This window comes from Micromonospora sp. BL1, assembly GCF_003667485.1.
Classification (GTDB): domain Bacteria; phylum Actinomycetota; class Actinomycetes; order Mycobacteriales; family Micromonosporaceae; genus Micromonospora; species Micromonospora tulbaghiae.
In genome coordinates this window covers 1-9905 of record NZ_RCVK01000184.1, presented here as the reverse complement: position 1 = coordinate 9905, position 9905 = coordinate 1, and the positions used below count along the sequence as shown (strand labels likewise).

At 73.1% G+C, this 9905-nt stretch carries 9 protein-coding genes; all 9 read left to right on the top strand.

Going from position 1 to position 9905, the window contains the following annotated elements:
• Positions 1–388 (top strand): hypothetical protein (locus tag EAD96_RS07995; protein ID WP_121683788.1); only part of this gene is annotated, 388 nt, incomplete at its 5' end.
• On the top strand, positions 385–2004 hold the full coding sequence (locus tag EAD96_RS07990; protein ID WP_121683787.1) for a class I adenylate-forming enzyme family protein: 1620 nt from the start codon (positions 385–387) through the stop codon (positions 2002–2004). The genes EAD96_RS07995 and EAD96_RS07990, both read left to right, overlap by 4 nt.
• Positions 2001–3263 carry a beta-ketoacyl synthase gene (locus EAD96_RS07985; protein ID WP_121683786.1) on the top strand — a complete coding sequence of 421 codons (1263 nt, stop codon included), beginning with the start codon at positions 2001–2003 and terminating at the stop codon, positions 3261–3263. The genes EAD96_RS07990 and EAD96_RS07985 overlap by 4 nt, the downstream gene beginning before the upstream one ends.
• A gap of 60 nt (positions 3264–3323) precedes the next feature.
• The gene (gene hppD, locus EAD96_RS07980) at positions 3324–4424 is read left to right on the top strand and encodes a 4-hydroxyphenylpyruvate dioxygenase (protein WP_121683785.1); all 1101 of its coding nucleotides are present in this window, start codon (positions 3324–3326) and stop codon (positions 4422–4424) included.
• Positions 4421–5344 carry a phytanoyl-CoA dioxygenase family protein gene (locus tag EAD96_RS07975; protein ID WP_121683784.1) on the top strand — a complete coding sequence of 308 codons (924 nt, stop codon included), beginning with the start codon at positions 4421–4423 and terminating at the stop codon, positions 5342–5344. The genes hppD and EAD96_RS07975 overlap by 4 nt, the downstream gene beginning before the upstream one ends.
• A gap of 2 nt (positions 5345–5346) precedes the next feature.
• A complete protein-coding gene (locus EAD96_RS07970; protein ID WP_121683783.1) occupies positions 5347–6144 on the top strand; it encodes a DUF3050 domain-containing protein in 798 nt (265 codons plus the stop codon).
• Positions 6141–7112 (top strand): thiamine pyrophosphate-dependent dehydrogenase E1 component subunit alpha, encoded by a 972-nt coding sequence (locus EAD96_RS07965; RefSeq protein WP_121683782.1) that lies wholly within the window; start codon positions 6141–6143, stop codon positions 7110–7112. Before EAD96_RS07970 ends, EAD96_RS07965 begins: the two co-directional genes overlap by 4 nt.
• Complete coding sequence (locus tag EAD96_RS07960; protein WP_121683781.1) at positions 7112–8077, top strand: alpha-ketoacid dehydrogenase subunit beta; 966 nt, start codon at positions 7112–7114, stop codon at positions 8075–8077. Before EAD96_RS07965 ends, EAD96_RS07960 begins: the two co-directional genes overlap by 1 nt.
• A 3-nt stretch (positions 8078–8080) precedes the next feature.
• Complete coding sequence (locus EAD96_RS07955; protein WP_121683780.1) at positions 8081–9430, top strand: hypothetical protein; 1350 nt, start codon at positions 8081–8083, stop codon at positions 9428–9430.
• The last annotated feature ends 475 nt before the right edge of the window (positions 9431–9905 follow it).

Here is a 9905-nt window from a genome sequence, read left to right as displayed (position 1 = left end):
GCGGTGCCTCGCGCGGCGGTACGGCGACGGGCCGCTGCCGCCGGGCAACCGGACGGCCGTGGTGCTGGTCAGCGCGGGCGGGGACACCTCCGGTGCGGCGCACGTCCGCGCCACTGTGGACGCGGGCGGGCGGATCGGGCCGCTGTTCTTCTTCCAGTCGGTGCCGAACAGCGTGGCCGGGCACGTCGCGGCGCGCTGGGGACTGGACGGGCCGGTGGTGTGCCTGAGCCCGACCGGCGACCCGCGGGCCGAGGGGGAGGCCGAGGCGGACCTGCTGCTGTACGACGGCGACGCCGCACAGGCGTTGCTGATCCTGATCGAACTGGCACCGGACGGTACGCCGGGCGAGGCGACCGCGGTGCTGCTGGGGGAGGGAACACGTCAATGAGGACGAAGGGACTGCGCGGCGCGCTCGCGGCCGACGCGGAGCTGGGCGCGGGCAATGTGCTCGCCCGGGTGCTGGCCCACGGCGCCGACCCGGACGGGCCGGGGCTCACGTTCGACACCGAGGTCGACGGCCACCCGGCCGAGACCCCGCTGACCCTGGGCCGGCTCGACCGGATGGTCGCCGCCCGGGCGGCCTGGCTGCACGAACGCGGGGTGAAGCCCCGCGACCCGGTCGCGGTCTGGGCCGGCACCGCCGCCGACATGGTGCTGTCGTTCCTGGCGCTGACCCGCCTCGGCGCCGTCCCGGCGCTGATGAACGGCAGGCTGCGCCCCGAGATCGCCGCCGAGTACATCCGCCGGCTGCGCGCCGCCGGGGTGCTCGCCGACGCCGCGCACGCCGAGGCGCTCGCCGGGCACGACCTGGGCGCGCCGATGATCGGCGAGCCCGCGCAGGCGGGCACCGGCGACCCGGACGCCGCGCCCGCGCACTACCGGCACCACCCGGACGACCCGATCGTCATCACCCACACCTCCGGCACCACCGGCGTGCCGAAGGCCGTGCTGCACTCGCACGCCAGCCTGTTCGCCGCCACCCGCCACCTGCTGTCCATGCCGCAGGCGCAGGGCACCACGCGCATCCTCAACGCGCTGCCCGCCCCGCACACCGCCACGGTGCTCATGGTCAACCAGGCGCTCGGCAACCGGGCCGAGATGTTCCTGCTCTCCGAGCAGGGCGGCGAGCGGGTGCTCGACGCGATCCAGCGCTGGCGCCCGGACGGCGTGTTCGGCTTCTCGGTCACCTGGGCCGAGCTGGCCCGCTTCGACCTGTCCGGCTACGACCTGGACTCGGTGCGGCTGTGGTTCAACACCGGCGACTGCTCGCACGAGCCGCACGTCCGGCGGCTGGTCGCGGTCGGCTCCCGGGACGTGGTGACCCGCGGCGGCGTGACCCGGGTGCCCGGCTCGGTGTTCATCGACGGCCTCGGCTCCAGCGAGATGGGCCACTCGATGTTCCACATCACCCACACCGTCGACACCGACCGGTACGGCCGCTGCGTCGGCCGCCCGTACCGGTTCACCAAGGTCGCGGTGCTCGACGCCGACGGCAACGAACTGCCGCCCGGGCAGGTGGGCTGGCTCGGCATCGACTCGCCGTCGCTGTTCCGCGGCTACTGGAACGACTCGGTCACCACGTACCGGTTCCGGCTGCGCGGCTGGTACCTCACCGGCGACCTGGTGTACGCCGACGACGACGGCCGCTACTACCACCTGGACCGGGCGGTCGACTCGGTGGAGGCAGGCGACGGGAAGCGGTTCTTCACCGCGCTGTCCGAGGAACGCATCCTCGCCGCCTGCCCCGACGTGACCGACTGCACAGTGGTGATCGTCAAGGCGGACGACGGCACCGTCACCACCGACGTGCTGCTGGAACTTGCCGCCGGCGCCGACCCCGGGACGGACCGCACCGAGCGCATCCGTACCGCGCTCGGCCCGGACGTGGCCGTCACGCTGCGCCGGATCGTCCCGGTACGCGCCGACGACATCCCGGTCACCGTCACCGGCAAGGTGCGCAAGGTGGCGCTGCGCGAGCGCTACCTGACCGAGGCGCCGTCGTGAGCGCCGTCATCACCGGCATGGGCCTGTTCACCCCGGCGGGTCGCGGTGCGGCGGACACGTTCGACGCGCTGATCTCCGGCCGGTCCGGGCTGCGCCGCCCGCCCGAGGGACACCCGGCGGCGGGCAGCCTGGAGGTGGCCGGCGTGCTGCCGGACATCGACCCGCGCAGCGTGGCCTCCGGACCGGAGACGAAGGTGCTCGACCGGGTGGTGCTGCTCGCCCTGATCACCGCCGCCGAGGCGCTCGCCGACGCCGGCATCGAGGTGGGCCGCGACGTCGACCCGGAGCGCATCGCGGTGATCGTCGGCGGTGTGGGCGGCATGTCCACGCTGGAGGGCCAGGTGCTGGCGCGGGCCGCCCGGGGCCGGGCGGCGGTCAGCCCGTACCTGCTCACCGGCATCCTGCCGAACATGCCCTCGGCGCGGATCGCCATCGCGCACGGCATCCGCGGTTACAGCTCGTCGGTCGGCACGGCCTGCGCCTCCGGCGCCCAGGCGGTCGCCGACGGGGTACGCCTCATCCGCTCCGGCGAGGCCGACGTGGTGGTGTGCGGGGCGAGCGAGGCGCCGCTGTTCGGCACGTTCGCCGACACGTTCGGCAACGCCCGGGCGCTGGCCCGGGGCTGGGACGAACCCACCGAGGCGAGCCGCCCGTTCGACAAGCGGCGCAACGGATTCGTGCTGGCCGAGGGCGCGGCGCTGCTGGTGCTGGAGCGCGCCGGGCACGCCGACGGCCGGGGTGTGCGCGGCTACGCCGAGGTCGCCGGTTTCGGTGCGAACACCGACGCGTACCACCCGACCGCGCCGCGGCCCGACGGCGCCGGCGCGGCGGCGTGCATGCGCCGGGCGCTGGCGGCCGGCGGGGTCGAGCCGGCCGACGTCGGGTACGTCAACGCCCACGGGACCGGCACCAAGCTCGGTGACGTCGCCGAGACGATCGCGCTGGCCGAGGTGTTCGGCACCGGCGGCGTGCCGGTCAGCTCCACCAAGGCGCTCACCGGGCACCTGCTCGGCGCATCAGGGGTGCTGGAGGCCGCCGCCACCGCGCTGGCGCTCGACGGTGGCCTGCTGCCACCCACCTACCACCTGGACGACCCGGACCCGGAGTGCGAGGCGGACCACGTCCGCGCCGTGCCCCGGCCCACCCGGGCCGGCCACGCGCTGACGAACTCGTTCGGGTTCGGCGGCCAGAACGTCAGTCTGCTCCTGCGCCGGCTCTCCGGGCCGGCCCGCCGGGCCGCCACCCCGGCCGCTGGCTGACCGGACTCCAGTCCCGGGCGTCCGTCCGGGTCGCGATCACGGGGGGAACAGGGGAAGCCCATGACCATCAACGGGATAGATCATCTCGAACTGTACGTGGGGGACGCCCGGCAGGCGGCCTTCTACTTCGACAACGCCGTCGGTTTCCGGCTGTGCGGGCAGGGCGGTCCGGAGACCGGGCTGGACGGGCAGCGCTCGCTGCTGCTGGCCCAGGCCGGCATCCGGCTGCTGCTGACCACCGGCCTGTCCGCGGAGCACCCGGCGGCCACCTACGTGCACCGGCACGGCGACGGCATCGCCGTGGTGGCGCTCGCCGTCGACGACGCCGCCGGGGCGTACGCGGAACTGGTGGACCGCGGCGCGACGGCGCTGAGCCCGCCGCGCACCTTCACCGGCGCGGACGCCGAGGTGGTGGTGGCCGAGGTCGGCGGCTTCGGCGACGTGGTGCACCGCCTGGTCGAGCGCCGCGGCGACCCGGGCGTGTTCCTGCCCGGCGCGATCGAGCCGGTGACCGCGCCGGACGGCACGGACACGCTGCTCGCCGAGGTCGACCACCTGGCGATCTGCGTGCCGCCGGGGCAACTCGGCGAGACGGTGGCGCACTACGAGAAGGTGTTCGGCTTCGCCGACATCTTCACCGAGCACATCGAGGTCGCCGGCCAGGCCATGAACTCCAAGGTGGTGCAGAGCCCGTCCGGGAAGGTCACCTTCGTGCTGCTGGAGCCGGACACCGGCGCCCGGCCGGGGCAGATCGAGGACTTCCTGCGCTGGCACGCCGGCGCCGGGGTGCAGCACCTGGGCCTGCGCACCGACGACATCGTCAGCGCCGTCGGCGCGCTCGCCGGGCGCGGGGTGCGGTTCGCCAGCACCCCCGGCGCGTACTACGACGGCCTGGAGCGGCGGGTCGGCCGGCTGGACGCGCCGGTGGACCGGCTGCGTGAGCTGAGCATCCTGGTCGACTCCGACCACGACGGGCAGCTGCTGCAGATCTTCACCGAGTCGATGCACGTGCGCCGCACCCTCTTCCTCGAACTCATCGAGCGGCGCGGGGCGCGCACCTTCGGCAGCGGCAACATCAAGGCGCTCTACGAGGCCAAGGAACGCGAGCTGGCCGCGGCGGGGGCGACCCCCGGCGTCGCGGCCGGAGGGGTAGGGGCATGACCACCATCGATCCCGGGCTGACCGCCGAGGAGGAGGCGCTGCTTCCCTCCGACGAGGACGTCCGGCACTACGCCGAGCACGGCTGGTACCTGTCGAAGAAGCTGCTCACCGACGACGAGGTGGACGAACTCGTCGCCGCCACCGACAGCTACTACGCCGGGGAACGCGACCGGCGGCTGCCGGTACGGCCGCCGAAGCTGGCCTACTGGGAGCCGTCCCGGGGTGACGTGCAGCGGCACAACGACTACGTCCACCACGAGCACGACGGCATCGCCCGCATCCTGCGCAAGCCGCTGATCGGTGCGGTCGCCGCCAGGCTGGCCCGGGCCGCCGAGATCCGCATCTTCCAGTCCACGCTGATCTGGAAGCCGCCGATCGCCGGTGAACCGTCGAACATCGTGCCCTGGCACTTCGACAAGCACTACTGGGCGTCCTCGTCGTCGGAGAACATGCTCACCGCGTTCATCCCGTTCCACGACTGCGGCGAGGAGATGGGCACCATCACCATGGTCGACGGCTCCCACCGCTGGCGGGAGATCGGCGCCGACGACACGGTGGTGCGGCACTTCGCCGACCGGGACCGCGACCAGCTCGAAGTGATGCTCGCCGAGAACGCGGCGTACAACGGCGCCGAGATCCGCAAGATCCCCATGGTGATCCCCAAGGGACACATGAGTTTCCACCACTGCCGCACCTACCACGGCAGCGGTGCGAACGTCAGCGGGCGGCCCCGCCGGGCCGTCTCGCTGCACCTGCAGGACGGCGACAACGCCTGGCGGGAGTATCCGCTCTCCGACGGCACGCTCGCCGCGTACAACCACGACGTGCTGGTCCGCCGCACCCACGAGGGCCGGCCGGACTACGCGGACCCCGATTACTGCCCGGTCATCTGGCGCGACCGCGCCCAGCAGGGAGGCTGACAATGTCACGGTACGACTGGGGTAAGACGCACCCGGGCATCGAGCGGCTGGAGCGGGCGGTGACCGAGCGCCGCGACGTGGTGGTCAAGCACCCCCTCTACGCCAACCTCGACACCCACGACGCGCTCGTCACGTTCATGGAGCACCACGTCTTCGCCGTCTGGGACTTCATGTCCCTGCTGAAGTCGTTGCAGCGGCAGCTCACCTGCGTCACCGTGCCGTGGATCCCCACCGGACCGACCGGCAGCCGCCGCCTGATCAACGACATCGTGATGGTCGAGGAGAGCGACGAGCTGGGCGACGGCTACATCAGCCACTTCGAGCTGTACGTGCAGGGCATGACCGAGGCCGGCGCCGACACCAGCGCCGTGAACAAGCTCGTCGACCTGCTGCGCGACGGCACCCCGGTCACCGAGGCGCTCGGCGCCGCCGGCGTCCCCGCGGCGTCGGCCGCGTTCGCCGGCACCACCTGGCGGATCATCGAGACCACCCCGGTGCACTGCCAGGCCGCGGCGTTCGCGTTCGGCCGCGAGGACCTCATCCCGGAGATGTTCACCCAGGTCGTCGCCGTCAACGAGCGCAGCAACCGGCTGAACAAGTTCGTCGACTACCTGGAGCGGCACATCGAGGTCGACGGCGAGCAGCACACCCCGATGGCCATGCAGATGCTGGCCGACCTGTGCGGCGACGACGACACCAAGTGGCAGGAGTGCGCCGACACGGTGAACGCCGCGCTCGCCGCCCGCGCCCGCCTCTGGGACGACATCCTCGCCGCCGTCAAGGAGGGCCGTCCGGCGTGACCGGCTCCGACCCGCTCCGGCTCTACCGGACGGTCCGGCTGATCCGCCGCTTCGAGGAGCGCGCGATCGAGCTGGTCCGCGCCGGGGAGATCGTCGGCGGCATCCACCCGTACCTCGGTCAGGAGGGGATCGCCGCCGGCGTCTGCGCGGCGCTGGGCGCCGAGGACCTGGTCACCGGCACCCACCGCGGGCACGGGCACGTGCTCGCCAAGGGCGCCGACCCGGCCCGGATGCTGGCCGAGCTGTGCGGCCGGGTCACCGGGCTCAACCGGGGCCGGGGCGGGTCGATGCACGCCGCCGACTTCGGCGTCGGCGTCCTCGGCGCCAACGCCATCGTCGGTGCCGCCGGCGCGATCCTCACCGGAGCGGTGTGGGAGCGGCGGCGGCGCGGCGCCGACATCGTCGGCGCCACCTTCTTCGGCGACGGCGCGGTCAACGAGGGCATGCTCCTGGAGGCGTTCAACCTGGCCGCGCTCTGGCGGATACCGGTGCTGTTCGTCTGCGAGAACAACGGCTATGCCACCACCATGCCGGTCGACGGCGCGGTCGCCGGCACCATCGCCGGGCGGGCCGCCGCCTTCGGCATGCCGGCGGCCGCCGTCGACGGGCAGGACCCCGAGGTGGTACGCGAGGTCACCGCCGCCGCCGTCGCGCGGATGCGCGCCGGCGGCGGCCCCGAGCTGGTCGAGGCCCGCACCTACCGCTTCGACGCCCACCACACCTTCGAACATCAGGTACGCCTCGACTACCGGCCGCCGGAGGAGGTGGCCGAGGGCCGGTCCCGCGATCCGGTCGACATCGCCGGAGCGCGGCTGGACCCGGCCGTGCGGGCCGAGGTGGACGCCGCGGTCGAGGCGGAACTGGACGCCGCCGTCGAGTACGCGCTCGCCGGGCCGCACCCCGACCCGGCGACCGCCCTGGACCACCTGTACGCCAGCGGGCTCACCGCCCGGACCGGAGGTGGCTGATGCCCCGGCTCTCCTACCGCAGGGCGCTCACCCGGGCGTTGGCCGACGAGATGACCCGCGACGAATCGGTCGTGGTGCTCGGCGAGGACATCCGGGTGGCCGCCGCGAACGTCACCACCGGCCTGCTGAAGAAGTTCGGTCCGGAACGGGTCCGCGACACCCCGCTGTCCGAGCAGGCGTTCACCAGCTTCGCCACCGGCGCGGCGCTGGCCGGGGCCCGCCCGGTGGTGGAGTTCCAGATCCCGTCGCTGCTGTTCCTGGTCTTCGAGCAGATCGTCAACCACGCGCACAAGTTCCCGCTGATGACCGGCGGCCAGTGCGCGGTGCCGGTCACCTACGTGGTGCCCGGCTCCGGCTCCCGTACCGGCTGGGCCGGGCAGCACTCCGACCACCCGTACGCGTTGTTCGCCCACGTCGGGGTGACCACAGTCGTACCGGCCACCCCGGCCGACGCGTACGGGCTGCTGGTCTCCGCGATCCGCTGCGACGACCCGGTGGTGGTCTTCGCCCCGGCCGGCGCCCTGGACCTGCGCGCCGACGTCACCGACCTGACGCCGGTGCCGCTGGGCCGGGGGATCATCCGCCGCGCCGGCGCCGACGTGACTGTGGTGGCGGTCGGGCACCTGGTGCACGACGCGCTCGCCGTCGCCGAGGAACTCGCCGGCCAGGCGTCGGTGGAGGTCTTCGACCCCCGCACGCTCTACCCGTTCGACTGGGACGGGCTCGTCGAGTCGGTGAGCCGCACCGGGCGGCTGGTGGTCGTCGACGACGGCAACCGCGCCTGCGGCATCGCCGGGGAGATCATCGCCACCGTGGTCGAGCGGGTCCGGCTGGCCGCGCCGCCCCGGCGGGTGACCCGCCCCGACGGTGCGGTGCTGCCCTTCGCGCCCGCCCTGGACCGGGCCGTGCAACCCGGCCGCGACCAGCTCACCGCCGCCATCCAACTGACCCTCAAGGACGGATGAACGATGGACCCGAAATACACGTGGCCGCCGCTCGGCCAGGCGTGGACCGACCTGCCCGAGTCCACCCGTACCGCGATGGTGACCACCGGCGCCGCGGCCTGGGAGAAGGTCTTCCACGGCCGGGCCACGTACAACAAGCAGTGGCGGCTGGCCCGCCCGCCGGTGTTCACCGCCGACGCGTTCCGCGAGCTGAACGAGGTCTGCGACCGCATCGCCCAGCTCATCCTGGAGGCGTGCCGGCGCCGCGCCCGTACCGCCGGTGAACTGCGCCTGCTGCTCGACGTGCCGGACGGCGAGACCCGGCTGCTCGACCCGGACGAGGAACTGCACGAGGGGCTGCTCGCCGCGTACCGGCCGGACGTGCTGTTCTCCGGTGGCGTGCCGTGCATCGTGGAGTACAACATCGACAGCAGCCTCGGCGGCGGCTTCGACGCCGACACGGTGATCCAGCGGTACGCCGAGCTGTACCGCGCGCACGACCTGCTCGACGGGTCGCGGCCCGCGCCCTCGCTGCTGGACCAGCGGTTCGTGGCCATCCGGGACACGCTCGGCCTGCCCGACGGCGCGCGGGTGGCGTTGCTGATGGACTTCGACGCCGACTACCCGGGACTGGACGACCCGGAGACGTTCATCCGGATCCTGTCCCCGCTGATCGACCAGGCCCGCCCGTTCGGCATCGACCTGGTCATCGCCCCGGTCGCCACCGCCGGCCTGGACGCGCAGAACCGGCTCGTCGTCGGCGGCGCACCGGTCGACGCCCTGTTCCGGCTGTTCGTGCCCAACCGGGTCACCCCCAGCCCCGGGCTGGACGCGGTGGCCGGCGCGCTCGCCGCCGGCACGCTGCCGATGTTCGTCAGCAGCGCCGCGTGGCTTCTCAGCAACAAGCTGAACTACGCGTGGCTCTGGGACGACCTGGACCTGCTGCCGGAGGACGACCGGACGCTGATCCGCCGGTACGTGCCGCACACCGTGGCGCTGACCGCCGACCAGCTCGACCGGGCGCTCGCCGAACAGGCCGACCTGGTCGCCAAGCCGGCCGGCGGCTCGGCCGGGCACGGAGTGCTCATCGGCCGGGAGATGACAGCTGTGGCGTGGGCGGACGGGGTACGCGCGGCCATCGCCGAGGGCGGCAACATCCTGCAGCGCTACCACGAGGCGGACCGGGTGGCGATGGACTTCGTGCAGATCGAGACCGGTGAGACGGTCACCGCCGACGTCCCGTACAGCCTCGCCCCGTACCTGTTCGACCGCACCGCATCGGGTGCGCTCGCCCGGGTGGGTTACCCGGGTTGCGACGAGGTCCTCAACCTGGCGAGAGGCGTCCTCCTGACCGGCATCCTCCTAACCGACTAACCCCCCGGTCCCTCTCGCTCCCATCGCGTTGATCAAGGAGTTTGTGTTCCCACCGAGGCGCGTCACCGACCCAAACTCCTTGGTCAACGGACTGGATCCGGCCTGCGGGTTGGGTCCCGGGCACCCCTGGCCCCGCTGATCATGAAGTTGGCGGGGACAAAGCGGACGCGCAGTGCCGTCAACTTCATGATCGATGGGACGGGGCGGTCGGGTCGGGTGTGCCGCTCGCCCGGTCTCCCTGTCACGTCTCCGCCTCCTCCGGCCCCCGGCCCCGACGCGTTGATCAAGGAGTTTGTGTCCTCACGGGGGCGTCTCACCGACCCAAACTCCTTGGTCAACGGACTGGATCCGGCCTGCGGGTTGGGTCCCGGGCGCCCCTGATCCCGCTGATCATGAAGTTGGCGGGGACGAAATGGACGCGCAGTGCCGTCAACTTCATGATCGTCGGGCAGGGCAGGGCAGGGCAGGGCAGGGC